This window comes from Pseudomonas sp. L5B5, assembly GCF_020520285.1.
Lineage (GTDB): Bacteria > Pseudomonadota > Gammaproteobacteria > Pseudomonadales > Pseudomonadaceae > Aquipseudomonas.
Genome location: NZ_CP084742.1, coordinates 902,804 through 929,217, shown reverse-complemented (window position 1 = coordinate 929,217; position 26,414 = coordinate 902,804). Strand labels below are relative to the sequence as shown.

Here is a 26,414-nt window from a genome sequence, read left to right as displayed (position 1 = left end):
CCAGCCCCGTGGAGTGGCTGATTTTTTTGTTCTTTACTGGAATGATCATTCCAGTTTTATCAAGTCGGAGAATCGAAGATGTCCAAGCAATTTCGTTCCGTAGCTGTGTTGGGTATTGGCATCATGGGCGCCGCCGTCGCGCGCAACCTGCAACGCCAGGGCTTCGCGGTGTGGGCCTGGAACCGCACACCGCAAAAGGCCCGGGTGCTGGAGGCAGACGGGGTCCGGTTTTGCGAACAGGTGGCCGATGCCGTGCGCGGGGCCGAGGTGATCATCACCCTGCACAAGGACGGGCCGGCAGTGCTGGCCGCCATGGAGCAGGCGGCCAGTGCCCTGGAGCCGGGTACCCTGTGGCTGCAGATGGCCACGGTGGGCGTCCAGGCCTGTACCGAGCTTGAAGATTTTGCCCGGGCGCGGGAGCTGGTGTTCTACGACGCCCCAGTGTTGGGTACCCGGCAACCGGCGGAACAAGGCCAGTTGGTGGTGCTGGGGTCTGGCCCCGAGGTGCACCGAGCTGCGTTGCAGCGGTTGTTCGATGCCATTGCCAAGCGGGTGCTCTGGGTCAGCGAGCAGCCTGGTGGTGGCAGCCGCTTGAAACTGGCCCTCAACAGCTGGGTGCTGGCGTTGACCCATGGCGCCGCGGAAAGCCTGGCGCTGGCCAAGGGGCTGGGGGTAGACCCAGCGCTGGTGGTGGAGCTGGTGACGGGCGGTCCGCTGGACAGCGGTTACTTCCAGGCCAAGACCGCGGCCATGCTCAATGACGATTATCACCCCAGCTTCACGCTGGCCAATGCCCTGAAGGACGCCCAGCTGATGGTGGCCGCAGCGCAGCAGGCCGGGGTCCGGCTGGACTTGGCCGAAGCCGGTATCCAGCGGTTCCAGCGAGCCCTGGACAAGGGCCATGGCGACAAGGACATGGCCGCCTCCTACCTTGGCTGAACCACAGTTCGGCTGACCTCTCGCTGTGGTGGGCACCGCTGTGTCCGCCGCAGTCCCGTTCTTCTTTGCGTGAGTATTCCCGGAATGCATCTTCCCGACCCCTTGCCGGCCGCCGCCACGCGGTTGCCAGTGTGGCGCCTGCTGGCCCTGACCCTGGCCGGCTTCATCGCCATCGTTACCGAGACGCTGCCGGCCGGTTTGCTGCCCCAGATCAGCCATGGCCTTTCCATCGACCAGGCCATGGCCGGACAGCTGATCAGCGTCTATGCCCTGGGCTCGGTGGTGGCGGCCATCCCGCTGATTGCCGCGACCCGCAGCTGGCGGCGCCGACCGCTGCTGTTGCTGGCCATCGGTGGCTTGCTGTTGTGCAACAGCCTCACGGCGCTTTCGACGCATTACGGTGTGACCCTGGTCGTGCGGTTCGCCGCCGGCATGGCCGCGGGGCTGGTCTGGGGACTGCTGGCCGGTTATGCCCGGCGTCTAGTAGTCCCTGCGTTGCAGGGACGAGCCCTGGCGGTGATGGGGGTGGGCCAGCCGCTGGCCCTGTGCCTGGGCGTGCCCCTGGGCACTTGGCTGGGGACGTGGATGGACTGGCAATGGGTATTCTGGAGCCTGTCGCTGCTGGCTCTGGTGTTGTGGGGCTGGGTGCGCCTGGCGGTGCCCGATCATCCCGGGCAACAGGCCGGTGAGCGCCAGCCGGTGCTGGCGATTTTCCTGACCCCGGGGATTGCCCAGGCGCTGCTGGTGATCTTCGTCTGGATCCTGGCCCACAACATTCTCTATACCTACATCGCTCCGTTCCTCGAGTCCCTGGGGTTGGCCGCAGTCCTGGACCGCGCCTTGCTGCTGTTCGGCCTGGCCTCGCTGCTGGGGATCTGGGGGACCGGCCTGCTGGTGGATCGCTGGTTGCGCGGCCTGACCCTGTGCAGCCTGGCAGGCTTCGCCCTGGCCTCGCTGCTGCTGGGTATCGCGGGCCAGCAGCCGTGGCTGGTATGGCCGGCCATCGTCGCCTGGGGCCTGACCTTCGGTGGCGCGCCGACCCTGCTGCAGACCGCCGTGGCCGATGCTGCCGGGGAAGGGGCCGACGTCGCCCAGTCGATGCTGGTGACCATCTTCAACCTGGGGATCGCCGGTGGCGGGGTGGTGGGCGGCCTGTTGCTGCAGAGCCAGGGGGCGTTGTCATTCCCCTGGGTGATGGCGGCGCTGGCCGTCGTGGGCCTGGTACTGGTCTGGGGGGCCCGCAGCCACGCCTTCAAGCCGGGTCAGCGACTGGTCTGTGCCGGCTGAGAGTGGCTCGCCCGAGCTTGCTGCAGCAGGGTCACCCACTCGTTGGCGAAGCGGTGGCAGTCCCCGGGCCAGCGAGCGGTCAGCAGGTTGCGATCGCGGACCACGAAACCGCGTTCGGGATGCTGCGCCGAATCGCGCCTGGGCAACAACGGGCCGCGGATGAAGTCCCCCGGGCTGGCCAGCACCGCCTTGATCTCGTGTTCGACGCAGTGGTCGTAGGTGCGGTAATAGCGTCCCAGCCAGGGCGCGGTGGCGATCCAGGCCATCAGCTCCATGGGACCGGCCAGCAGTGCGGTGACCTTGCGCCCGTAGAGCACCGAGCGTCCGTGTTGCGGGTCGATGCAGCGCGCCAGGGCCAGAGGGCCATGGCACACCGCGGCCACCGGTTTGTCGGCCTGGAAGAAGGCCAGGATGATCCGCTGCACTTGTGCAGACTCCAGCAGGCTGCGCATGCCTCGGGCATGGCCGCCCGGGATCAGCAGGCCTTCGAACGCTGGCGGGTCGACCCCGACATAGCTCAGGGGGTAGCGAAAGGCCGGGTCGCGAGTCATGCCGTGGTAGCGCTCGAGGTCGGCGGCGCGGGTCATCAGCACGGGATTGAGCGGGCCGAAGCCAAGGCTGACCAGGCGTGCATCGGCGTAGGCCGGCATGCCTTGCGGCGTGGCAAAACAGGCTTCGAAGCCGGCCTCGCGGGCGGCCTGCCAGGGCAGGCTGCTTTCGGTCGGGTCGTAGTCGGCGTGGGGCAGCAGGATCAGGAACATGGTGCAGGCTCGCGACACACTGGGTCCGCTGCAGATTAGCAGCGCCCTGGCCAGGGCGTGAGCGGCCGGATCTGCGGCAGTGACTGGCGGGCATACTCGACCCGATGCCTTGCCTCAGGCGTTTCCCCTGGCCGTGGAGCAGTCACCGGCAGCCGTGCGCGCTGCCGGCGGATTGTCGCTGGCCGGTGGCCCCGGCCCGTCACTTGGCCGCTGTGGCACGGGTCTGCTCGATGTCCTGCACCAGGCCATCGATGCGTTGCAGCTGGTGACGGTTGTCATGGTCCCAGGGATGGAAGCCCGGCTTGAAGTACTGCAGCCAGGGCAGGGCGATCCTGGGGAACACGCCCTTGGGGCCGTACAGGTACTTCACCACCTGCCACATTCCGCGCCAGTGGCCGCCGCGCTTGCGGTCGGCGATCAGCATGCGCACATGGAAATCGAACACCACCAGCCAGAAGGTCAGGGTGGTGAACAGCATCGTCCCGGTGCGGATCAGGTAGCGCTTGGGGCCAGGCTCGAGCACGGTGTTCCAGACGTCGTAGGCCACGGCCTTGTGCTCGGTCTCCTCCAGCGCGTGCCATTGCCACATCTGCCGGTAGCCCTCGACCGAGTCACCGAACCGGCTGGGATCGCGCAGTAGCAGGTCGGCGAGGATCGCGGTGTAGTGTTCCAGGGCGATGGTCAGTGCCAGGTTGAAGGCCGGCGAGAAGTGTTTCTTCTGGAAGTCGAGGATCACCCGCAACCGGCGGTCCAGCAGATGGGCCGGCAAACCGGCGTCCTGCAACAGGTCGTTGTAATGCTGGTGTTCGCGGCTGTGCATGGCCTCCTGGCCGATGAAACCCTGGATCTGGCGCTTGAGCTCGGGGTCGTGGATGCGGTCGCGGTAGTGGCGCACGCTGTCCATGAAGAACAGCTCCCCGGAAGGAAACAGCAGGGACAGGGCATTGAAGAAATGGCTCACGTGACTGCCTTGTTCGTGCCAGTCGCAGATGCGCTCGGCGGGCAGTTCGACCTTGATGTCACGGCGGATGGGCAGCATGGCTGTCACTCCTCTAGACACGGCGAGAGCGGCCTCAGAGGCCACGCTCATCCTGGGGTTCGTAGGCGGGGGCAGGGTGCTTGCCCGGTTTGGGCGCCATGCGCCGGCTGATCCAGACCACCAGGCTCTGGTAGGCACTGGGCAGCAGGCGGATGAACAGATCGAGAAAGTGCGCGTCACGGCCGATCAGCACCCGTCGCTTGTTCTTGCGCACCCCCAGCAGGATCACCTTGGCCGCGGTTTCCGCCGAGGTGATGAACAGCTTCTCGAAGTCATCCCGAGCCTGTTGTTCGTTGTCGATCAGGAAGCCCTTGACGTTGTCGCTGATGCGGCTGGTGCGGGCGATCTCGGTGCGGATGCCACCCGGATGCACACAAGTGGCGGACACCCCGTTGCCCTGCAGGTCCAGCTCCTGGCGCAGGGATTCGGTAAAACCGCGCACGGCGAACTTGGTGGCGTTGTAGCCGCTCATGCCCGGTTGCGCGAACAGCCCGAACACGCTGGAAGTGTTGATGATGTGGCCTTCGCCGGCTTGCTTGAGGTACGGCAGGAAGGCCTGGGTACCGTGCACCACGCCCCAGAAATTGACGTCGACGATCCATTCCAGGTCCGCCAGGCTCGTACCTTCGACGGTGCTCGACAGGGCCACCCCGGCGTTGTTGAAAACCAGGTTGACCTGGCCGTGCTCGGCGGCGCTGGCGGCAGCCCAGGCGAACATGGCCTCGCGGTCGCCGACATCCAGCTCCTGGCTGCTGATGCGCAGCGGCAGCAAGGTGGCGGCCCGGGCCTGGGCCACGGTCTGCGCCAGGCCCTGGGCGTTCTTGTCGGCCAGGGCCAGATGGCAACCCTCGCGAGCCAGGGCCACGGCCAGGGCGCGGCCCATGCCGGAGGCGGCGCCAGTGATGGCGGCGACTTTACCGTTGAAGTTCTTCATGGGTAGCAGCCTCTTGCAGGTTCAGTGGGCGCGCGACGACCGGCGCGGTGGCGGCAGTGGGCAGGCGGCTGGCCAGGTAATCCTGCAGCTCAAAGTGCTGCACGGCCTTGCGAAAGCTCAGGGTGGAGCCGGGCCACAGTGTGGTGTTCTGCCCGCTGCGCGGGTCCAGGTACCAGCTGCGACAGCCGCCGGTGGACCAGATGGTGCCGGCCAGGCGTTGCTGCAGGCGCTGGTTGTACTGGCGCTCGACGTCGGCCTTGACCTCAAGGGTGCCGATGCCTGCCTGGCGCATCCGTTCCAGGGCCTTGAGGATGTAGTCCACCTGGGCCTCGATCATCAGGATCATCGAGTTGTGCCCCAGGCCGGTGTTGGGGCCGACGATCATGAACAGGTTGGGAAAACCCGGCAGGCAGGTGCCCAGGTAGGCATGGGCACCCCGTGACCAGTAGTCCATCAGGTCCCGCCCTTGGCGGCCGAAGAGCAGGCCGTGGGGCAGTGGGTCGGTGGCCTGGAAACCGGTGCCGAAGATGATGCAGTCCACGGGATGGCGGTTACCGTCGGCGGTGACTACGGCGTCGGCCTCGATGCGCTGGATCGCTTCGCCGATCACCCCGACGTTGCCCCGGGACAGGGCCGGGTAGTAGTCGTTGGAAATCAGGATGCGCTTGCAGCCGATGGTGTAGTCGGGGGTCAGGCGCTGGCGCAGCAGCGGGTCGGGCACTTGCTTGCGCAGGTGGCGCAGGGCGACACGCTGCACCACTTTCATCAGCTTCGGCCGTCGGGCGAAGGCGATCACCCGGCTTTCCAGGGCCCAGTACAGCGCCGAGCGCATCAGGCGCTGGGTGAAGGGCAGGTGCTTGAAGGCCCAGCGCTCCAGGCTGCCGAGCTCACGGTCGGGCTTGGGCATGATCCACGGTGGGGTGCGCTGGAACAGCTTGAGCTGGGCCACCCGCGGGGCGATCTTGGGCACGAACTGGATCGCGCTGGCACCGGTGCCGATCACCGCCACCCGCTTGCCTTGCAATGAATAGCGATGGTCCCACTGCTGGGAGTGAAAGCGCTTGCCGGTGAAGTCCTCCAGCCCCGGGATGTCCGGGATCGCCGGGCGCGACAGGCCGCCCATGCCGGAAACCAGGATCCGCGCACTGACCCTGCGGCCATTGCCGAACCGCAACTGCCAACGCTCGCGATCCTCATCGAAGACGGCCTGCTCCAGGCCCATGTTGAAGCGCAGGTAGGGGGCCAGGGCGAAGTCCCGGGCGCAGTTCTCCAGGTACTCGCGGATTTCCGCCTGGGGGGCGAATTGCCGGGTCCAGTTCGGATTGGGCGCGAAAGAAAAGGAATAGACATGGGATTGCACGTCGCAGGCGCAGCCGGGGTAGTGGTTGTCGCGCCAGGTGCCTCCGAGAGAGGCGGCTTGTTCGGCGACGAAGAAATCTTCGATGCCGGCCTGCTTGAGCTTGATCGCCATGCACAGCCCGGCGAAGCCGGCGCCGATGATGGCGATGTCGACGACCTCAGGGTCATCGGGTGGCGAGTACGCATTCATGGTGTGTACCTCGATTGTTATGACGCTTGGGGTGACTTTCGTCAGTGAATGAAAACTCAGGATTGCACAATTTAAAATAATGTTTTAAAAATTAATTTAAATAAATCACCTGAAAATGTCACCTGCGCTTGTCGCCTGTGGATTTGCGGGGCTCACTCGGACTCGGGGTGAAGCGCCATCGGCGATACCAGGCCAGGACGGCAAGCCAGCCGGATCATTCCGATCCGAGGGTGGCGCGGGGCAGTTCGAGGGGGCGGATCATGGATTGGCTGATAGCGGCGGCGATTTTCCTGGTAGTCAGTGCGGTGCTCTGGATGGTGAGCTTTCGCATCAACCGCCGAATCGAAAGCCAGGTGCCGATCAATGGGCGTTTCCTCGAGGTGGGTGGCGAACGCCTGCATTACACCGACGAGGGCAGGGGGCCTGCGCTGGTGATGATCCATGGCCTGTCCGGCTGTGGGCGCAACCTGACCCATTCCCTGGCGCCGCAGCTGCGTGACCGCTACCGGGTCATCACCCTGGACCGCCCCGGCTCCGGTTACTCCACTCGCGGTCGCGGGGCGCCGGCGGACCTGCCGGCCCAGGCCAGCCTGATTGCCAAATTCATCCGTGCCCTGGACTTGAACCAGCCCTTGGTGCTCGGGCATTCACTGGGAGGCGCCATTGCCTTGTCCCTGGCGCTGAATCATCCGCAGTCGGTGTCCGGCCTGATCCTGGTGGCGCCGTTGACCCATCCCCAGCGCATGCTGCCCCTGGTGTTCCTGTCCCTTGGTGTGCGCCCGGCCCTGCTGCGTCGCTGGATGGCGCTGACGCTGGCAGCACCCATGGCCATGCTGGGTCGGCACAAGCTGGTCAAGGCGGTGTTCGCCCCGGATCCGGTGCCCGAAGACTTCGAGGTGCGTGGCGGCGGTTTGCTGGGCATGCGCTCGAACAACTTCTACAACGCCTCGAGCGAGATCGCCGTGGTCAATCGGGCCTTGCCCGGCATGGTCAAGCTCTACCCCAGCCTGAGGCTGCCGGTGGGCCTGATCTATGGTTCCAGGGATCAGGTGCTCAACCATCGACGCCATGGTGAGTCGATGGCCGGCAAGGTGCCGGGGCTGTTGTTGAAGATCATTCAAGGTCGCGGGCACATGCTGCCCATCAGCGCGGTGGAACCGGTGGTGGCCATGATCGACCAGGTTGCGTCCCAGGCCACGCCACAACGCAGCGCCACGGTGCTGCACCCGCCGTTCGCGGCATCACGGGCAGGCTAGGGGCGTTGTGCGGGGCGCCTTCGGGGGCTTGGTGACGACTCTGGCAGCAGCTGTAACTGCTTTACGGGCGACATTCAAAACGAGCTGAAAAAATAGTTGACGAGCTATCGAATTCGCGCTATTTATTTTAAAAAAATGTTTTGAATGTTTTTTTTGAAAGTGCAATTGAGTGGTTAAAATAATGAAAATACCGCCATTTCACGCTTCTGCTTCTTCATTCATTCACGCTTTGGGCAGCGCCTTCGCGCTTTCCTTTATAGCATCCCTGCCGACTGCCATCCTGCGGAGGCTGCCATGAATGTTTCCGTGGCAGCACCTCAAGTCTGGACCGATGGCAAGCGTCACCTGTGGTGGCTCGGCACCCTGCCGATGATCACTCCTCTGCTGGCCGGGCTCTTCGCGCTCGCCACCGGTGTTCAGGTGTTCTGGTGGACCGGAGTGCTGGTGATCTTCGGCCTGATCCCCCTGATCGACGGCCTGATCGGCGAGGACACCAGCAACCCGCCCGAATCCGCCGTTCCGGATCTGGAAAAACAACCCTACTACCGCTTTATCGTCTACAGCTGTGCGGTGCTCTCGGTCGTGTCCCTGATCTTCACCGCCTGGATGGCAATCCACGGTGTGGACTGGATCATCGCGGGCGGCCTGGTCCAGCTGAGCGAACAATTGCACCTGCATGGCAGCCTGGCGAGTTTCGCCGCGTTCCTTACCGAGCGCTCGCAACTGCACGGCAGCGTGGGGTGGTTCACCTACATCGGCATGGCCATGTCTACGGGTGCGGCCACCGGCATCGCCATCAACATCGCCCATGAACTGGGACACAAGAACCGGCCGATGGCCAAGTTCCTGGCCAAGCTGTCATTGGCCTCGACCTTCTACGGACACTTCTTCGTCGAGCACAACCGTGGGCACCACGTTCGTGTGGCCACGCCGGAAGACCCTGCCAGTTCACGCCTGGGCGAGTCATTCTGGAGCTTCCTGCCACGCACCGTATGGCTCAGCCTGCGCTCGGCCTGGCACCTGGAAAGCGAGCGCCTGCACAAGCTGGGCTTGCCGACCCTGCACTGGAAGAACACCGTTCTCAGCTCCTGGGCCTACAGCCTGGTGTTGTGGGGGGTATTGATCGCCTGGCTCGGTGCCGCAGTGATTCCCTTCCTGTTGATCCAGGGCATCTACGGCTTCTCACTGCTGGAAGTGGTGAACTATGTCGAGCACTACGGCCTGCTGCGCCAGAAGCAAGCCAATGGTCGCTACGAGCGTTGCTCGCCACGCCACTCCTGGAACAGCAACCGGATCGTTACCAACATCTTCCTGTTCCAGCTGCAGCGGCATTCGGATCACCATGCCAACCCGACCCGGTCGTACCAGGCCCTGCGGCACTTCGACGAATCGCCACAGTTGCCCTACGGCTACGCCACCATGATCGTCTGGGCCTATGTGCCGTTCCTCTGGCGTCGGCTGATGGATCATCGGGTGCTGGCCCACTACTCGGGTGATGTGCGGCTGGCCAACATCCATCCGGCCAAGCGCGCCGAGCTGCTCAAGCAATACGGCTTCAACGCAACAGATTGAGAACCGCTCCACGGTTGTGCTGCTCACCACTTCAAGTGCTCGTGAACCGGTAGCGTTCGCCCGCGATTCGCCCTCTTGAACGGTGAGCAGAGCAAGACAGAAGTCCTTGAACATGTTGACCGACAACAACAATAAGCAACTGTAAGGAAGTCACGGATGCCTATCTCACCTCTATTCGCCGCTCGTCTGTTCATCGTCCTGGTGGGAGTGTCGTTGATGAATGCGGCAGAGGCCGCGCGCATCGAACCGGCCAATACCGAATTCACCGCCAAGGGCCCCATCAGCTTCGCCAAGAGCATCATCAATGCCGACTGCACCATCCAGGTCAGTGGCAAGGTCAGCCCCGACGGCAGCTACGCCAGCGTCGACAAAGTCGATTTCAGCGGCGGGCTCAAGTGTGGCCAGGTCGAGGCCACGCACTTGCCCTGGAAGCTGGTCGCCAAGAATGAAACCAGCGGCGCCATGTCAGGCATCCAGGTCACCGTGCACGCGCCCCTGGTGGGCGGCGACTGTGGCCCGACCACCGCCGAAGGCAGCTGGAACAACACCACCGGCAAGCTCGAAGCGACCCAGGTCAGCCTCGACGGTGGTTGCACCATCAAGACTGTGTCGATCCAGATGCCACCCACATTCCGGGTAGCGCCCTGAACTAGCGGTCTGCACATAAAGCGAATTTAAGATTTGGCTGGAAAGGGAAGCTCGGTCGTTGTTCTCCGTGTCATCTCGTTCAGGGCCATTAACCCCCGGCGAATAAATCGCCATACATGTGAGGAAAAACAACAATGAAAGGCATCAAAACTCTCGTGTCCGCTACTGCTCTTTTCACCTGCCTGGGCGCTGCCTCCATGGCGAACGCTGCCAGCATCGTTTTCGATAGCGGAGCCACGAGCGGCAACTTCACCACTCCGGGTGGCAGCCTCACCGTACGTTCGCCTTCGTCGTTTGGCGCAGCTGTAACCTGCGATATCAACTTCAGCGGCACCATCAACAACGGCGTGGCCAGCATCACGGGGGCGACTGTCAGTGGCAGCAATGCACTGTGCAACTTGCCCAAGATCACCGGCTTGCCATGGCTCCTGAGCGCCTCCTCGACTACCGCAGGTACCGTGACCAACGTCGGCTACAGCATCTCGTTCTTCCCGGCCACCAACTGCGGCCCGACCACTATCAACGTGGCCTGGAGCAACTCCACCAACGCCATCAGCCTGAGCTCGCCTCAGTCCCTGGCCGGTGGTTGCACCGTCGATGTCCTGAACGCCAAGCCGTCGCCAAAAGCGAAAGTGATTTAAGCATTGCCTGGAACCAAGGGCTGATCACCCGCTGAAGGACACCGCCTCGCAAGAGGCGGTGATCTGCAGACAAGGGCCGCCCTGCAGCGTCGGTTGCTATCGATAATAATAAGGAGTGGGGCATGGATAATAAGAAACAACAGCTGCGGGCCGCAGTAGCACTGGCCATATTGGGGAGTTTCGGCGCTATCGAGACCGTGCAGGCAGGTGGCTTCTCCACGCCCACCTATGGTGCTCCAGGGTGGGGCCGGGCTTTTGGTGGTGGTTCGCTGTTCAAGAATGATCCCAGCGCGGCGTTCAACAACCCGGCGGCGATGGCGTTCATCGATCAGAACGTGGCACAGATGACGGTCGACTATGCCCGCATCAAGATGAAGTACAAAGGCGATGCCTTCGATTACCAGGGCAATCCGGCAACCATCATGCCGGTGGATGGAAACGGTGTACCAAGTGCCCCGGCGCCCCTGGATGGCAACGGTGGCCAGGGTGGCTTCACCGCCTGGTTGCCAACAGGTTTCATGGTGATGCCGATCAATGATCGGTTCGCCTTCGGTCTCAGCCAGGTGGTGCCCATGGGCATGCGCAGCACCTGGGACCAGAACAACTCCAAGATCCGTGATTTCGCGGTCGATACCAAGATCGAAACCGTGGGCCTGACCGGCTCGGTGTCGTTCAAGGTTCGGGACGATTTCTCCCTGGGCGCCGGCGTTATTGTCCAGCACAGCAAGGGCTTCGTCAGCCAGAACCTCAACCTGACTGCCGCGGCTGCCGTGTCTCCAAATATTGGCTCGAATATTCCATCAGGGGTCGGTGCGAACCTGATGCGGGTCAAGGTGGATAACACCTCGGTTGGCTGGTTCACCGGCGTGGTCTGGAAACCCACGGACCGCGATACCCTGGGCCTGAACTATCACGCCAAGATCAAGAACAAGATGGAGGGCAAGTACAACATCTATGCCGATGCCGTGGGCATGCAGTACATGACCCAACCGGCCGGGCCCAATGGTGAGACCTTGGTGGAGCTGGCCTATCCCGGCCTGAAGCTCAATCCAGGTGGAGCCAACGCCACCGCCCAGCTGGATATCCCGGCGACTGTCGGCCTGGACTGGGTCCATGTGTTCGATGACCGTTTCACCCTGGGCGCCAGCATGCTCTGGACCCAATGGTCATCGTTCAAGGACCTGACCCTCAAGTCCGATGGCAACACCCTCGTGGCCATACCATATAAATATAAAGACTCCATGATGTACTCGCTGGGTGGTGACTACCGGTTCACCGACCAGTTGACACTGCGTGCCGGTGTTGCGTTCGACCAGACGCCTACTCGGAATTCGACCCGCGACCCGCGGATCCCGGACAACGATCGCTGGTTCACTTCGTTGGGTTTTGGTTACGACATCAAGGCCATCCCAGGCCTGACCATCGACGGCGCCTACTCACGGCAATTCGTCAAGGAAGCCAAGATCAAGACTCAGAACGTGGATCGTCTTGGTGCCTCGCGACTGGACGGCAAGGTCAATGCCAAGGGCGAGGTAGTGAGCCTGTCCGCGACCTATCACTTCTAAGGTCCACACGCTGCGAGAGCCAACGGCACTGCCCGAAGACTGGGTTGCTGCCGTTGGCTGAACAGGCCGCTACTGAGCCTGTTTCAAATCATGTTCCGACACTCCGGGCTGACTTTGTTCAGCCATTTTGTTTTGCTCGAACGCCTTAAATAAAAATTTCAAAATAAAATTTGAAACGCGATTGGTTCCTTTGTAGTGTGGTTTCCGAGGGGCCGGCACAACGCCCGGGCTCCAAGGAGTTGTCTCGTTAGAACAAGAGAGGTATTCCATGATTGTCTGGTTATTGTTGGGAGTTGCCGCGGCGTTGGCCCTGGCTTATCGACAGGCGACTGCAGCCCTGTGGCTGGGCACGGGCCTGGTCTGGCTGGCGGCCGGGTACCTGCTGGGCCTGGTGGGCACCCTGGGCTTGAGTCTGGGTGTGCTGCTGGTGGTGCTGCCGGCGGCGTTGTTGACGGTCAAGCCCCTGCGCCGCGCCTTGCTCACCCGCAAGGCCCTGGCGATGTTTCGCAAGATCATGCCGGCCATGTCCGATACCGAGCGCGCGGCCATCGAGTCGGGCACCGTGTGGTGGGATGCCGAGCTGTTCAGCGGCAAGCCTGACTGGAAGCGCCTGTTGGGCGCCGCGCCGGCCAGCCTGAGCCCCGAGGAACAGGCGTTCATGGACAACGAAGTGGAAACCCTGTGCGACATGGCCAACGACTGGGAAACCACCCAGGTCTGGCAGGACCTGTCGCCCAAGGCCTGGCAGTACACCAAGGACGCCGGTTTCCTGGGGATGATCATTCCCAGGCAGTACGGCGGCAAGGGCTTCTCGCACTACGCCCATTCCCAGGTGGTGATGAAACTCTCCACCCGCTGCTCGGCGGCGGCGATCTCGGTGATGGTGCCCAACTCCCTGGGCCCGGCCGAACTGTTGCTGCACTACGGCACCGAGGCCCAGCGCCAGCACTACCTGCCGCGCCTGGCCCGTGGCGAAGACATCCCGTGCTTTGCCTTGACCAGCCCCTATGCCGGCTCCGACGCCGGGGCCATTCCCGATACCGGCGTGGTCTGCAAGGGCCAGTTCGAAGGCGAGGAAGTCCTGGGCTTTCGTGTCACCTGGGACAAGCGCTATATCACCCTTGGGCCCATCGCCACGGTACTGGGCCTGGCATTTCGCGCCGAAGACCCGGACGGCCTGCTGGGCCAGAAAGGCAGCCTGGGCATCACCTGTGCACTGATCCCCACCACCCATCCCGGGGTGAACACCGGGCGCCGGCACTGGCCGCTGAACGCGGTGTTCCAGAACGGCCCCACCACCGGCAAGGATGTGTTCATTCCCCTGGAGTGGGTGATCGGCGGCGCGGCGCAGGTCGGCAATGGCTGGCGCATGCTGATGGAATGCCTGGCAGCCGGGCGGGCGATTTCCCTGCCGTCGTCCAACGTCGGCCTGGGCAAGGTCGCGGTCCGCGGCACCACCGCCTATGCGGCGATGCGCAAGCAGTTCGGCCTGCCCATCGGCAAGTTCGAAGGGGTCCAGGCACCCCTGGCACGCATGTCCGGGCATCTGTATGCCTGTGATGCCGTACGGCGGGTCTCGGTGGCCTCGCTGGATGCTGGCGAAAAACCGTCGGTGATCTCGGCCATCGCCAAGTACCACGTCACCGAGCGGGCGCGGATCATCGTCAACGACGGCATGGACATCGTCGCGGGCAAGGGCATCTGCATGGGACCCAACAACTTCCTGGCCCGCGCCTACCAGCAAAGCCCGATCGCCATTACCGTGGAAGGCGCGAACATCATGACTCGCTGCCTGATCATCTACGGCCAGGGGCTGATCCGTTGCCATCCCTATGTGTTCCGCGAGATGGAGGCGGCTCGCGACACCAGCCGCAAGGGCCTGGAAGACTTCGACAGCGCGATGTTCGGCCATGTCAGCTTCGTTTTCGCCAATACCGTGCGCGCCGCCGTGCACGCCGTTACCGGTGGGCGCCTGATCAAGGCTCCGGCCAACACGGACAAGGCCCTGGCGCCTTACTACCGGCAAGTCCAGCGCCTGTCGGTGGTGCTAGCCCTGGTCTCGGACATCTCCATGGGCGTACTGGGCGGAGCACTCAAGCGCAAGGAAAGCATCACCGGGCGCCTGGGCGACATCCTGTCCCAGCTGTACATCCTGTCCTGCGTGTTCAAGCGCTTCGAGGACGACGGGCGCCCCCAGGCCGATCTGCCCCTGGTGCACTGGGCGGCCCAGGATGCCTTGCTGCGGGCCCATGAGGCCTTGGCCGAGGTGCTGGACAACTATCCGTCCAAGGCGGCGGCTCGGATCATTCGTGGCCTGAGCTTCCCGTTCGGCATCCCCCAGCACAAACCCAGCGATCGTTTGCTGGCCGATGTCGCCGAACTGGTGCAGACCCCGGGTGCGACCCGCGATCGCCTGCTGGCCGACTCCTACATCCCGCAACCGGACATCGACAAGCTGGCCTACGGCGAACTGGCGTTCCGCCTGCAGCCACAGGTGGAGCTGATCGAGGCGCGGCTCAAGCCGGCGGTCAAGCAGGGCACCCTGGGGCCGCTGCCGATCTCCCGCGAGGCCTTCAACGTCTGGCGGGGCAAGGCCCTGGAACTGCAATTGATCAGCCAGGACGAGGACGAACTGCTCGACCGTTATGTGGAGTACGGCGACCACGCGATCCAGGTGGACGACTTCCCGCAGGACTTCGGCCTGCTCGAAGCCTTGCAGCAACGCCAGGCGCACTTCGAACAAGGCGCCAAGCCGGCCTCGCGCAAACGCACTGCCAGCAGCGAAGACGCCGTGGCAGCCAGCGATTCGGCCTATTGACCCTCTACTGGTTTTGATTGGGAACCTTATATGTCTGACGGTTATCTTTCGCTCGTCAATTCCGGGTGGGGGCGCTGGCTGGCCCAGCGCGTCGGCCTGCCACAACCGGTGCCGCTGCAACGGCATCGCGAGGGGCAGGGCGGCAACCTGATCAACCCGGTGATCCTCGCCGCGGCGCCCGAGGGGCGCCTGCTGGGCGAGCTGCAACGGATCTTCGCCGCCACCGACATCGTGGCGGCCCAGGCCGCAAGCATCAACGCGCCGTCCACCGTGAAGGTCCAGGGCGTGGTCTTCGATGCCACCGGGCTGGGCGACGTGGCCCAGCTCGATGAGCTGTATCGCTTTTTCCATGCCAACGTCCGGCGCCTGACTCTCCACGGTCGGGTGCTGATCCTGGGCACTGCCCCCGAACATTGCACGCAGCTGGCCCAGTCCGTGGCCCAGCGCTCCCTGGAAGGGTTCGTGCGCTCCCTGGGCAAGGAGCTGCGCCGGGCCATCACCGTACAGCTGCTGTATGTCGAGCCTGGTGCCGAGGCCGAGCTGGAAAGCAGCCTGCGCTTCTTCCTGTCCCGGCGCTCGGCCTATGTCTCGGGCCAGGTGGTGCGCATCGGCGAGCCGGTGGACGTGCTCCGGCAACTGGATTGGGACCGGCCCCTGGAAGGACGCCGGGCACTGGTCACCGGAGCTTGCCGCGGCATCGGCCTGGCCATCGCCAAGGTCCTGGCGCGCGAAGGGGCCCAGGTGGTGTGCCTGGACATCCCGCAGAGCGAGGCCGAGCTGCAGCAAGCCGCCGCCAGCCTGGGGGGCAGCGCCCTGGCCCTGGACATCACCGCGGCCGACGCAGGCCAGCGCCTGCTGGCGTTCGTGGGCGAGCAGGGGGCCTTCGATATCGTGGTGCACAACGCCGGCATCACCCTGGACAAGACCCTGGCGAAGATGACCGAGGCCGGCTGGCGCAAGGTCATGGCGGTCAACCTGGAGGCGCCGCTGCTACTCAGCCAGGCGCTGCTGGAGGGGCAGGGCCTGAACCCGGGCGGGCGGATCGTCTGCGTATCGTCCATTTCCGGAATCGCCGGCAACCTCGGGCAGAGCAACTACGCCACGTCCAAGGCCGGAGTCATCGGCCTGGTGCAGGCCCTGGCGCCCCTGGCTGCCCGCCAGCAGATCACGGTCAATGGCGTGGCCCCGGGGTTCATCGAAACCCAGATGACCGCCAAGATCCCGCTGATGATCCGCGAAGCGGGGCGGCGGATGAACTCCATGTCCCAGGGCGGGCAGGCAGTGGACGTGGCAGAAACCATCGCCTGGCTGGCCCATCCAGCCTCCGGTGGGATCAACGGGCAGGTGGTCCGCGTCTGCGGGCAAAGCCTGCTGGGAGCCTGAATCATGAATGCCGACTCCACGATCCGCATCATCGAACCGCCACCGTCCCGGGGCCAGTTGCTCTACGACGGCCTGCGCGGTTTGCGCAAGCCCAAGCTGGAGGCCGCGCCGCAGCTGCCCATCGAACGCCTGGTACGCCCGGCGGTGGAACTCGAGGCGGCGCAGGTCGCCCGGTATGCCCAGGCCTGCGGGTTCCGCCGCGAGCATGGGGTGCCGCTGTCGTTTCCCCATACCCTGGCCTTTCCCCTGCACCTGTTGCTGCTCACCAGCCGGACCTTTCCCTATCCGGCCAGCGGCATGGTCCACTTGGCCAACCGCATCCACCAGCATCAGCGCCTGGAGGAGGGCCAGGCCCTGCGCCTGGAGGTGTTCGCCGGGCGCTGGATAGCCCACCCCAAGGGCCAGGCCCTGTCCATTGCCACGCGAGCCTACAGTGGCGGCGCTTTGGCCTGGGAGGGCGACAGCCTGTACCTGCGCCGCGGTGTCTCCGGTCCTGTGGGCGAACCCTGGGCGGGCGCGCTGGAGCTGGACGAACAGGCCCTGGTGCGCACCCAGCGCTGGAGCCTGGCCGGGGACCTGGGGCGGCGTTTCGCCAAGGTCAGCGGCGACTTCAACCCGATCCACACTTCGTGGCTCGGTGCCCGGCTGTTCGGCTTTCGCCGGCCCATCGCCCACGGCATGTGGACCCTGGGCCGGGCCCTGGCAGCGCAGCAACCACCGCATCCGCTGGCGGCGGCGAAACTGGACTGCGAGTTCAAGCTGCCGATCTTCCTGCCGGCCTCGGTGACCCTCTGGAACCGCGTGCCCGACGGCCCGCACCATGAATTCGAAGTGCGCAACAACGCGGGCGACAAGCCCCACATGCGCGGCCTACTGACCTGGGGAGCTGGGCAATGACTGAGTACAGTTTCAATCCGGCGCCGGTGCGCCGGGTGGCAATCATCGGTGGCAACCGGATTCCGTTCGCCCGTTCCAACACGGTGTACGCCAACGACAGCAACCAGGACCTGCTGGTGGCGGCGCTGCAAGGCCTGGTGGACCGTTTCGGGCTGTCCGGACAGCGCCTGGGGGAGTTCGCCGCGGGAGCGGTGATCAAGCACTCGCGGGACTTCAACCTGGCTCGCGAGTGCGTGCTGTCAACCACCTTGTCGCCGCAGACCCCGGCCTACGATCTGCAGCAGGCGTGTGGCACCGGGCTCGAGGCGGCTCTGCTGGTGGCCAACAAGATCGCCCTGGGCCAGATCGAAGTGGGGATTGCCGGCGGCTCCGACACCACCTCCGATGCGCCCATCGGCATCAACGAGGGTTTGCGTCGGACCCTGCTCGCGGCCAACCGCGCCAAGGGCACCGGCAACAAGCTGCGCAGCCTGCTCAAGGTACGTCCGGGGATGTTCTTCAAGCCGCTGCTGCCACGTAATGGCGAGCCGCGCACCGGTCTGTCCATGGGCGAGCACTGCGAAGAAATGGCCAAGCGCTGGCAGATCAAGCGCCTGGCCCAGGACGAACTGACCCTGGCCAGCCACCAGCGCCTGGATGCGGCCTACCGACGGGGCTTTTTCGACGACCTGCTGACGCCCTATCGCGGCCTTGCGCGGGACAACAACCTGCGGGCCGATGCCAGCCTGGAAAAACTCGCCGGCCTGGGGCCAGCCTATGATCGCGACAACGGCACCCTGACTGCCGGCAACTCCACACCTTTGACCGATGGTGCCTCGGTGGTACTGCTGGCCAGCGAGGAATGGGCCGCCGCCAACAACCTGCCGGTGTTGGCCTACCTGCGGACCGGGGAAACCGCGGCAGTGAACTTCGTCGATGGTAGCGAAGGCCTGCTGATGGCACCGGCCTATGCCGTGCCGCGCATGCTGGCCCGGGAGGGGCTGGAGCTTGGCGACTTCGACTTCTACGAGATCCACGAGGCCTTCGCCGCCCAGGTGCTGTGCACCCTCAAGGCCTGGGAGGATGCCGACTACTGCCGGGACAAGCTCGAGCTGCAAGGACCGCTGGGCAGCATCGATCGCGCCAAGCTCAACGTCAACGGCGGCTCCCTGGGTTGCGGGCATCCCTTCGCCGCCACTGGTGGGCGCCTGCTGGCGGCCCTGGCCAAGGCGATCCACGAACGCGGTGGAGGCCGCGGACTGATATCCGTCTGTGCAGCAGGCGGCCTGGGCGTCACCGCTATCGTCGAAAAATAAAATAACAAGGAGACTGCCAATGAGCGTCGTAAGCCTGCAACCCGTCGAGCGTATCTGGCTCAGTGCCTATATGCAGGGTGTACCCAGCGATATCGAAGCCGACATCGACCGTTACCCGTCGTTGCGCGAAGTGTTTCTCGAACACGTGGACAAGTATCGACAACGGGTGGCCTATGTCAGCATCGGCACCGAGATGGGCTACGACCTGTGGGAGAAGCGGGTGTTCGCCTTCGCCGCCTGGTTGCAGTCCAAAGGGGTGAAGAAGGGCGACCGGGTGGCCTTGATGATGCCCAACAGCCTGCAATATCCGATCTGCCTGTTCGGCACCCTGCTGGTGGGGGCAGTGGTGGTCAACGTCAACCCGTTGTACACCGCTCACGAATTGCGCCATCTGCTCAAGGACAGCGGCGCCGAGACCGTGGTGATCTTCGAGAACTTCGCCCACACCCTGGAACAGGCCATGCCCGGGAGCAAGCTGAAGAACATCGTGGTGGCCTCCATCGGCGACCTGGTGGGCACCTTCAAGGGCGCGGCGCTGAATTTCGTCCTGCGCCATGTGCAGAAGCAGGTGCCCAAGTTCAACTTGCCGGGCTCGATCCGCTTCCCGGCGATGATGAAGCTGGCGGCGGTACTGGAACACCGGCCGGTGGACCTTGCGCAGGGCGACATTGCCTTCTTGCAGTACACCGGTGGCACCACCGGGGATGCCAAGGGAGCCATGCTCACCCACCGCAATATCCTGGCCAACCTGATGCAGGCCAAGGCCTGGGTCGGTGACCAGCTGGACGAAAACCAGCAGGAAACCAACGTCACCTTGCTGCCGCTGTACCACGTACTGTCGCTGACCGTGAACTGCCTGATGTTCATGTGCCTGGGCGGGCGCAATATCCTGATCGCCAACCCCCGGGACGTGAAACGGGTGCAGATGATCCTGCGCAAGGAGAAGTTCAGCGGCATCGTCGGCGTCAACACCCTGTTCAACGGCCTGCTGGAAAACGAAGAGTTTCGAGGGCGTGACTTCTCCGATCTGAAACTCTCGATCGCCGGTGGCATGGCCACCCATACCGCGGTGGCCCGGCGCTGGAAGGAGGTGACCGGGGTGCCGATCGTCGAGGGCTATGGCCTGACCGAATGCTCGCCGGTGGTGAGCATCAGCCCGATCGACATTTCCCGCATGCGCGAGAGCGACTTCAGCGGCACCATCGGGGTGCCGCTGCCATCGACCTGGGTGCGCTTCATGCGCGAGGACGGCCAATTGGCACAGATCGGCGAGGAGGGCGAGTTGCAGGTCCGCGGTCCGCAAGTGATGAAGGGCTACTGGCAGCGTCCCGAGGAAACCGCCAAGGTCCTAGATCGCCATGGCTGGCTCTCCACCGGCGATATCGGGGTGATGAACGAGCAGGGTTTCATCCGCCTGGTGGATCGCAAGAAGGACATGATCCTGGTCTCCGGCTTCAACGTGTATCCCAACGAAATCGAGGATGTGGTGGCCCTGCATCCGGGGGTGGCGGAAGTGGCGGCCATTGGCATCGAGGACGAGGTAACCGGGGAAAAGGTGAAGATCTTCGTGGTGCGCAAGGACCCGAGCCTGACCCAGGAGCAGATCCTGGCCCACTGTCGCGAGTACCTGACCGGTTACAAGCTGCCACGCTATGTCGAGTTCCGTACCGAAGAGCTGCCCAAGACCACCGTCGGCAAGGTCCTGCGCCGGGCCTTGCGCTGAACGGCTGAACACAACGGGCGCGGTGATCCCCTGTAGGAGCGAAGCTTGCTCGCGATGGTCGTTAACAGTAGCGCGTATCCACTGGATAAACGCAGCGCTCTGACGTCCATCGCGGGCAAGCCTCGCTCCTACCATTTCCTCAACTGATCGGCATGACCCCGCAGCGTGCTCACTGGCCCTCGGGCAGGTGCACCTGGCCCGATTGCAGGCCGAACACTTCCACGCCCTCGGCGGTCGACTGGCCCACGGTCACCGGTACGCGCCTGGCGGGCTGATCGGCCGAGGTGCGAAATTCCACGCTCATGCCGTCGGCGCCGCGCTGGATTGCAGTGGCTGGCACCACGATTGCCTGGTCGTTGCTGTAGGTGATGATGGTCAGCCGGGCGCTCATGCCCAGGCGCACCCGTTGCAGTTGTTCCTGGGTCAGCTTGGGCACCGACAGCGTCACCGGGAACTGGGCGCTGGCCCCGGGCGAATCGTTGGGTATGGCCAGGCTGCTGACGATATCCACCACGCCCTCCAGGCGTTCGCCGTCAAAGCCGTCGCCCAGGATCTCGACGCGCTGGCCCTGATGCAGCTGGTTGATATCCAGCTCCGAGACTTTGCTGACGATCTTCAGTTGTTCGATATTGGCCAGGCCGAACAGGACTTGGCCCAGACCCAGGTGGGCGCCGGTCTGTACTGGCCCGTTGGCCGTCGTTGCCGGATTGGTGCTTGTACCGCCAGGGGGCGGCACGACGATCCCGGCAAAGGGCGCGATCACATCCTTGGCCTCCAGCAGCTTGCGCAGGCTTTCATACTTGACCGTGGCATTGGTCAGTTCCATATCGGCAATCTGCCGGTATTCGCCCGAACCCTGGTTGAGTGCCTGTTGCAGTTCGCCCTGGGCGGCAGTCAGGTCCATGCGCTGCATCTGTGCCTGTTGTTCCAGGTCGGTCAGTTCGTTGCGCGGGATGATGCCGCGCTGGAACAGGCTCTGGCTTTCCCGGAGCTTGCGCTCGGTATTGGCCAGGGACATCTGCGAATTGCGCAGGGTCCGTCGTGCCCGGGCGACCGTCCCGCCATTGTTCCAGTCCATCAACTCCTGGACCGAACGACGGGCCTTGAGCTGGACGGCAAGCGCATCCCGCAACTGGATTTCCACCAGCCCGGGGTCCATCTGCAAAAGGACTTGCCCAGCTTCGACGCGCTGCCCCTGTTCCACCAGGCTGGCCTGTACATTGCCTTCGAAAGGCGCGGTCAGGGTGATGGTCTTCTGTGGCTCGATCTTGCCCACCAGGCCGATCTGGTGAGTCAGTGGCGCGCCCTGGACCGTCACCCAGCGGCCGCTGCCTGGTTGTTCGGCGGCGGGGGACTGGTAATTGACCAGGACCACCCCACCGATGGCGATGCCGACGGCCAGGGCGAGTGCCTGCAGGACATGGCGTCGGTGCTTGCCGGCCTGCGGCTTGTCAGAAGTCATTGAGCGCAATCTCCCAGCTTTCCAATGTCATGCCCAGGGTCAGGTCCATCTGTGTCTGGGCGTTGAGGTAGGCGATCAGTGCGTTGAGCCGGGCATTCTCGGCATTGCGCAGATCGCTCTCGAAACTCAGGACCTGGAAGTTGCTCGAGCGGCCGGCACTGAGCTTGTCGCGTTCGATGTCCAGCTTGCGTTTCGACAGCTCGCTGGCTCGCTGGGCGATCTCGTACTGGCGCCAGCGGGTGCCCAGGTCGCGTACCACGTTGTTGACGTCCCGCTCCAGCACCTGGCGCGCATCGGCCAGGCGGATCTCCTGGTCCTCGACATTGACCCGGGCTCGGACTTCGGCCTGGCGAGTGCTCAGGTCACCGATGGGAATGCGTACCTCCACGCCGGTATAGCCGTTCCATTTGCGCTCGGAGTCGTTGCGCGTGTCGTTGTCGTATCGATTGCGGGTCTGGTTGGCTCCTGCGACCAGGTTCACATCCCAGCGTCCCTGGTCCTTGGCGATCACCAGGTTCAAGTCCGCCAATTGGCTGCCTAGCAGGCTGGCCAGGTATTCGGGTTGCTGGACTTGGGCCAGCCGCAGGGCCTCGCTCTTGTCGATGGTGATCTTCGAGGCCTGCAGGGCCTCGCTGGCATGGATGGGCGAGGACAGGTCCAGCGCCAGCAGGCGCAGCAGCGACAGGCGATTGAGATCCATCTGGTTACGCGCTTCTTCCACCCCCAGTTCCTGGCTGGCGATATCGGCCTCGGTCTGCACGATCTCGAATTCGGCCATGCGTCCGGCGGCAATCAGTGCACGGTTGACATCCAGCAAGGCGTGGGCGCGCTTCAGGGCGTCCTGGGTGATGATCAATTGCTCCTGGGACCGCAACAGTTCTCGGTACGCAGTGATGATCGAGGTAATGGTCTGGGCGACCATGGCCTTGAGGTTGAGGCGATTGCTCTGTTCATTGATCCGCGCCATGCGCAGGGGGGCGGTGGTGACATCCTTGCCGGCACCCCGCAGCAAGGGCTGGATGATCGACAGGTCCAGGCCGTCGCTGCGGTTGCGGCCAGCCCGGTCGGCGCGGCTCATATCCTGGGTCCAGGCCATGCTCAGGCGCGTTCCGTACTCCCCCAGCAGGCTCGTCGTCGGAGTGATGTTGGCTTTCTGGCCGATGTCGTCACTGCTCCTGCTGCTGCGATAGTTACCCGTGATCAGCAGTTTGGGATTGAAGGTATCTTCGGAGACGCGCAGGTCGAATTTCTGCGCCACCCGCTGCAGGTAGGAGCTGCGGATGCTGCGGTTGTTGCGCAGCCCCAGGTAGACAGCATCCCCCAGGGTCAGGTTGGTGATCTGCTGGCTCAGCAAGGCGCTGCGTTCATGGCTGCTGCGCATGGTCGGCGCCGAAGGCGGATCGACCAGGTCCTTGGCCTGGGCGAAAGGGCTCGACAGGCACAGGCAGGCGAGGGTCCAGAGACGCCAGTCATTCATCGCGCAACGCCTCCACCGGTTGCAGCCTGGAGGCCGAGACGGCCGGATACAGGCCGAAGAACAGGCCCACCAGCAAGGTACTGCCGATGCCCAACGGCAATGAACTGGCCGCCAGGGAGAAGTGCCAGCCGGACATCCTGGCGTAGATGAAGGCTGACGCGACTCCCAGCACCGCGCCGGACAAGGCGCCGACTGCGGTCAGCGTTACCGCCTCCAGCAGGAACAGGTTGCGGATGTCACGCTGGCGTGCGCCGAGCGCCATGCGGATACCGATCTCCCGGCGTCGCTCGGAAACATTCATCAGCATCACGTTCATCACCCCGACACCACCCCCCACCAGGGAAATGCCTCCCAGGGCCATCAGCAGGTAACCGAAGGTCCGGCTTTGCCGAGTCATGCCGTCGATCATCTGCTGCGGCACCTGCACCTCAACGTCTTGGCCGCGCAAGATCGTTTTCAACGCCTGGGTCATGGCCGACGCCACTTGCTCCATGTCCTGGCCTGCCTGAACTCGAGTGATCACGTTGCTGATCTGTGGCGCGGCGAAAATGCGCCGCATGCCGTGCAGAGGCAGGAACACCGAGTCGTTGGCCTGGACCGGTACCAGGACCGCGCCAGGCTGGTTCTGGAGGATACCGATGACCAGGAACAGGTAATCGTTGATCCGTATCCGGTCACCCGGTTTCAACGGCTCATCCGCGGTCCCCAGGGTTTGGGCGATCTGGTGACCGACCACCGCATAGGTTTCGCCCTGGTCGAAGTCGGACAGGAAACGCCCGGCGGGCAGTTGCAGGCGCATGGCGGAAGCCAGCTCCGAGGTCGCTCCGACCAGGCTCGCATTGGCTGTGCGGCCATTGAAGACCACTGGGCCGCTGAGCAACACGATAGGGGCGATGCTGATGAGGCTGGGGACCGCGTGTTTCAGCGCCGGGGTGTCGAGGGTCTCCGGCATTGGCGTGCGAGCGTCGCCACTGGCGGGAAAGCGCGCTACCAGGGTGTCGGTGCCCATGTCCTTGAAAATCGCCGCGGCATCCTCGGCGGCGTTGTGGCCGATGTTGATCAGGGCCACCACCGACGAGCTGCCGATGACGATGCCCAGCAAGGCCAGGATCGAGCGCTTGCCCAGGGTGCGCAGGCTGACGAAGGCTTCGTGCAGCAGCTGGCTGGCGCTTTGCTCGACCTTCAGGCTCATGCCGGGCAGCCCTCCTGGATCACGCCGTTGTTGACCCGGATCTGCCGTTCCAGGCGCTGGGCGATGCCGGGATCGTGGGTGACGATGATCAGGGTCACCTGGCGCTCGCGGTTCAACGACAACAGCAGGTCCATGATGTCCCGGGCGGTGTGGCTGTCGAGGTTGCCGGTAGGCTCGTCGGCCAGGATCACCGACGGCTCGCCCACCAGTGCCCGGGCGATCGCTACCCGTTGCCGCTGGCCGCCGGAGAGGTCGGCCGGGCGATGGTCGGCGCGCTCGCCGAGGCCGACCTGGTCGAGCACGTGCCTGGCCCGCTCGAGGGATTCGCGACGGGCCACGCCGCGATAGCTCAGGGGCAGGGCGACGTTGTCCAGGGCACTGAGGCGCGGCAGCAGGTTGAAGCTCTGGAACACGAAGCCGATCTGCTGGTTGCGAATTGCCGCCAGCTGGTCGGGGCTGGCCCGGAAAATGTCGTGGCCGGCGAAGCGATAGTCGCCGCTGTCGGGCAGGTCCAGCAGGCCGAGGATGTTCAGCAGGGTGCTTTTGCCGGAACCGGAGGCACCGAGAATGGCGCAGCTTTCACCGGCTGCGATGGACAGGGAAACGTTCTTGAGAATGTGGAGCGGTTGCTCCGCCAGCCGATAGCTCTTGCCTATGCCCTGCAGGGAGATCAAACCTTGCTCGATTATCGTCTCTGTCATTGCTTACTGCGCCGGCTGGCTCGACGAGCTGTTTGAAAAAAACCACGCCTTGGGGGCATGGAGGTGATTTTTTTCGGGACTGCGTCAAGCTCTGGTTTTATTTATTATTTTTAAAACATTGTTTGAATAGTAACTGCGTTCATCCGCCTGCGCCAGCCGTCTGGAACGGGTAATCGAGGGCTTTTTTTGACAGGTTCGGGCCAGGAACCCGCTGGTCACAAAACGGCCTTCGAGCGCGCGGAGAGTCCCTTGGGCGCTTGCTTTTAGGGATTTTGGCAGGTATAAAAAATCAAATTTTTTTTTAAAACACTGTTCGAACGGTCAGTTTTTCATCCAGTAAAGGTTAGTCCTCCATGGTCGCCAAAAAACTCAGTGCCCCCAATGTCACCAAGACCCGACTGCTGGAAGCGACCGAGGCATTGTTCACCAAGTACGGCTACGACGCCGTGTTGCTGCGCCAGATCACCGAACGGGCCAAGGTCAACCTGGCGGCGGTGAACTATCACTTCGGCGACAAGGATTCGCTGATGAAGACGCTGCTGATGCAGCGCCTCGGACCGCTCAACGACCAGCGCCTGGAGCTGCTGGCCAAGTGCGAGGAGCAGGCTGACGGCCCGCTGGACTGCGAGACCCTGCTGGGGGTGCTGTTCGCCCCGGCCATGGGCCTGGAGCGCAGCGACGAAAATGGCGGACTGGAAGGCCGCTCGTTCGTTCGATTCCTCGGCAGGGTGTACAGCGACACATCGCCGTTCATCCAGGAATACCTCAAGGAGCACTACCAGCCGGTGTTCGAACGTTTTTTCAAGGCCTTCGCCCTGGCCCTGCCGGATCTGCCACGCAATGAGCTGGGGGTGCGCCTGCAATTCGCCCTCAAGGCGATTTCCGGGGTCATGGCTGGCACCGAGTTGCGCTTGCTGATGCAGGCCATGAGCCTGGGCCGCCCGGCCACCGATGCCGAGGTCATGGCCAAGCTGATCAGCCTGGTATCGGCGGCCATTCGTGCCCCGATGCAGGACCCGGACTCCGAGCAGGCACTGGACAAGGTCCTGACCACCCAGCGCCTGATCCGCCAGCAAAGCCAGTCCCTGGCCGGGCTGGTCGCCAGCTGACCACCACGGCCTGTAGAGCCAGCGAGGCTGCGACAAGGCCCCGCAGGGCCTTCACGCCCGCGCTCGGCGAACCCTCTTCTTGCGGCCGCTGCGCGCCCATGCGCAGCTGCGCCAGCGGCTACACGAAGCGCCAGCCCTCCAGTCATTCTCCTCGCCGCGCAGATTC

21 protein-coding genes are annotated in these 26,414 nt (G+C 64.1%); 13 read left to right on the top strand and 8 right to left on the bottom strand.

Going from position 1 to position 26,414, the window contains the following annotated elements:
* Positions 1 to 78: 78 nt before the first annotated feature.
* Together LGQ10_RS04160 and LGQ10_RS04155 are read left to right on the top strand one after the other, a co-directional pair.
* A complete protein-coding gene (locus LGQ10_RS04160) occupies positions 79 to 939 on the top strand; it encodes an NAD(P)-dependent oxidoreductase (protein ID WP_226524796.1) in 861 nt (286 codons plus the stop codon).
* A gap of 84 nt (positions 940 to 1,023) precedes the next feature.
* Positions 1,024 to 2,226 carry an MFS transporter gene (locus LGQ10_RS04155; RefSeq protein WP_058435105.1) on the top strand — a complete coding sequence of 401 codons (1,203 nt, stop codon included), beginning with the start codon at positions 1,024 to 1,026 and terminating at the stop codon, positions 2,224 to 2,226.
* Here the strand turns inward: LGQ10_RS04155 and LGQ10_RS04150 are convergent.
* The 4 genes from LGQ10_RS04150 to LGQ10_RS04135 form a co-directional block, all read right to left on the bottom strand.
* The gene (locus LGQ10_RS04150; protein WP_226524795.1) at positions 2,202 to 2,987 is read right to left on the bottom strand and encodes a type 1 glutamine amidotransferase domain-containing protein; all 786 of its coding nucleotides are present in this window, start codon (positions 2,985 to 2,987) and stop codon (positions 2,202 to 2,204) included. The two genes, LGQ10_RS04155 and LGQ10_RS04150, sit on opposite strands and share 25 nt — an antisense overlap.
* Positions 2,988 to 3,186: 199 nt before the next feature.
* The gene (locus tag LGQ10_RS04145) at positions 3,187 to 4,026 is read right to left on the bottom strand and encodes a metal-dependent hydrolase (RefSeq protein WP_226524794.1); all 840 of its coding nucleotides are present in this window, start codon (positions 4,024 to 4,026) and stop codon (positions 3,187 to 3,189) included.
* A 34-nt stretch (positions 4,027 to 4,060) separates the two neighbouring features.
* Positions 4,061 to 4,960, bottom strand: coding sequence for an SDR family NAD(P)-dependent oxidoreductase (locus tag LGQ10_RS04140; protein ID WP_226524793.1), 900 nt, complete (start codon positions 4,958 to 4,960; stop codon positions 4,061 to 4,063).
* On the bottom strand, positions 4,941 to 6,509 hold the full coding sequence (locus LGQ10_RS04135) for a flavin-containing monooxygenase (protein WP_226524792.1): 1,569 nt from the start codon (positions 6,507 to 6,509) through the stop codon (positions 4,941 to 4,943). Before LGQ10_RS04135 ends, LGQ10_RS04140 begins: the two co-directional genes overlap by 20 nt.
* Positions 6,510 to 6,769: 260 nt before the next feature.
* Here LGQ10_RS04135 and LGQ10_RS04130 point away from each other — a divergent pair, with 260 nt between their 5' ends.
* The 10 genes from LGQ10_RS04130 to LGQ10_RS04085 all read left to right on the top strand — a co-directional run bounded on the left by LGQ10_RS04130 (position 6,770) and on the right by LGQ10_RS04085 (position 20,307).
* Entirely contained in the window at positions 6,770 to 7,765 is a 996-nt protein-coding gene (locus LGQ10_RS04130) for an alpha/beta fold hydrolase (RefSeq protein ID WP_226524791.1), read from the top strand.
* Positions 7,766 to 8,059: 294 nt separating this feature from the next.
* Positions 8,060 to 9,337 (top strand): alkane 1-monooxygenase, encoded by a 1,278-nt coding sequence (locus LGQ10_RS04125; protein ID WP_226524790.1) that lies wholly within the window; start codon positions 8,060 to 8,062, stop codon positions 9,335 to 9,337.
* Between the two features lie 156 nt (positions 9,338 to 9,493).
* Entirely contained in the window at positions 9,494 to 9,985 is a 492-nt protein-coding gene (gene praA, locus LGQ10_RS04120) for an alkane oxidation protein activator PraA (protein ID WP_058434931.1), read from the top strand.
* Positions 9,986 to 10,119: 134 nt separating this feature from the next.
* Positions 10,120 to 10,626, top strand: coding sequence for an alkane oxidation protein activator PraB (gene praB / locus LGQ10_RS04115; RefSeq protein ID WP_226524789.1), 507 nt, complete (start codon positions 10,120 to 10,122; stop codon positions 10,624 to 10,626).
* A gap of 122 nt (positions 10,627 to 10,748) precedes the next feature.
* Complete coding sequence (locus tag LGQ10_RS04110; RefSeq protein WP_226524788.1) at positions 10,749 to 12,191, top strand: outer membrane protein transport protein; 1,443 nt, start codon at positions 10,749 to 10,751, stop codon at positions 12,189 to 12,191.
* 268 nt (positions 12,192 to 12,459) lie between these two features.
* Complete coding sequence (locus LGQ10_RS04105; RefSeq protein ID WP_226524787.1) at positions 12,460 to 15,009, top strand: acyl-CoA dehydrogenase; 2,550 nt, start codon at positions 12,460 to 12,462, stop codon at positions 15,007 to 15,009.
* A 30-nt stretch (positions 15,010 to 15,039) separates the two neighbouring features.
* Positions 15,040 to 16,392, top strand: coding sequence for a 3-oxoacyl-ACP reductase (locus LGQ10_RS04100; RefSeq protein WP_226524786.1), 1,353 nt, complete (start codon positions 15,040 to 15,042; stop codon positions 16,390 to 16,392).
* 3 nt (positions 16,393 to 16,395) lie between these two features.
* On the top strand, positions 16,396 to 17,289 hold the full coding sequence (locus tag LGQ10_RS04095; RefSeq protein WP_226524785.1) for a MaoC family dehydratase: 894 nt from the start codon (positions 16,396 to 16,398) through the stop codon (positions 17,287 to 17,289).
* Positions 17,286 to 18,584, top strand: coding sequence for an acetyl-CoA C-acetyltransferase (locus LGQ10_RS04090; RefSeq protein WP_058437208.1), 1,299 nt, complete (start codon positions 17,286 to 17,288; stop codon positions 18,582 to 18,584). Before LGQ10_RS04095 ends, LGQ10_RS04090 begins: the two co-directional genes overlap by 4 nt.
* A gap of 19 nt (positions 18,585 to 18,603) precedes the next feature.
* Positions 18,604 to 20,307 carry an AMP-binding protein gene (locus LGQ10_RS04085; RefSeq protein ID WP_058437207.1) on the top strand — a complete coding sequence of 568 codons (1,704 nt, stop codon included), beginning with the start codon at positions 18,604 to 18,606 and terminating at the stop codon, positions 20,305 to 20,307.
* Between the two features lie 169 nt (positions 20,308 to 20,476).
* Here LGQ10_RS04085 and LGQ10_RS04080 read toward each other — a convergent pair whose 3' ends face one another.
* From LGQ10_RS04080 to LGQ10_RS04065, 4 genes are read right to left on the bottom strand one after another with little or no spacing between them, the layout of a single operon-like run.
* Complete coding sequence (locus LGQ10_RS04080) at positions 20,477 to 21,769, bottom strand: efflux RND transporter periplasmic adaptor subunit (RefSeq protein ID WP_226524784.1); 1,293 nt, start codon at positions 21,767 to 21,769, stop codon at positions 20,477 to 20,479.
* Positions 21,759 to 23,246, bottom strand: a complete 1,488-nt coding sequence (locus tag LGQ10_RS04075) for a TolC family protein (RefSeq protein ID WP_058437205.1) — start codon at positions 23,244 to 23,246, stop codon at positions 21,759 to 21,761. The genes LGQ10_RS04080 and LGQ10_RS04075 overlap by 11 nt, the downstream gene beginning before the upstream one ends.
* On the bottom strand, positions 23,239 to 24,438 hold the full coding sequence (locus tag LGQ10_RS04070) for an ABC transporter permease (protein WP_226524783.1): 1,200 nt from the start codon (positions 24,436 to 24,438) through the stop codon (positions 23,239 to 23,241). Before LGQ10_RS04070 ends, LGQ10_RS04075 begins: the two co-directional genes overlap by 8 nt.
* The gene (locus LGQ10_RS04065) at positions 24,435 to 25,112 is read right to left on the bottom strand and encodes an ABC transporter ATP-binding protein (RefSeq protein ID WP_226526085.1); all 678 of its coding nucleotides are present in this window, start codon (positions 25,110 to 25,112) and stop codon (positions 24,435 to 24,437) included. The genes LGQ10_RS04070 and LGQ10_RS04065 overlap by 4 nt, the downstream gene beginning before the upstream one ends.
* 380 nt (positions 25,113 to 25,492) lie before the next feature.
* On the opposite strand from LGQ10_RS04065, the gene LGQ10_RS04060 reads away from it, so the two are divergent.
* Entirely contained in the window at positions 25,493 to 26,248 is a 756-nt protein-coding gene (locus tag LGQ10_RS04060) for a TetR/AcrR family transcriptional regulator (RefSeq protein ID WP_226524782.1), read from the top strand.
* Positions 26,249 to 26,414 lie beyond the last annotated feature (166 nt).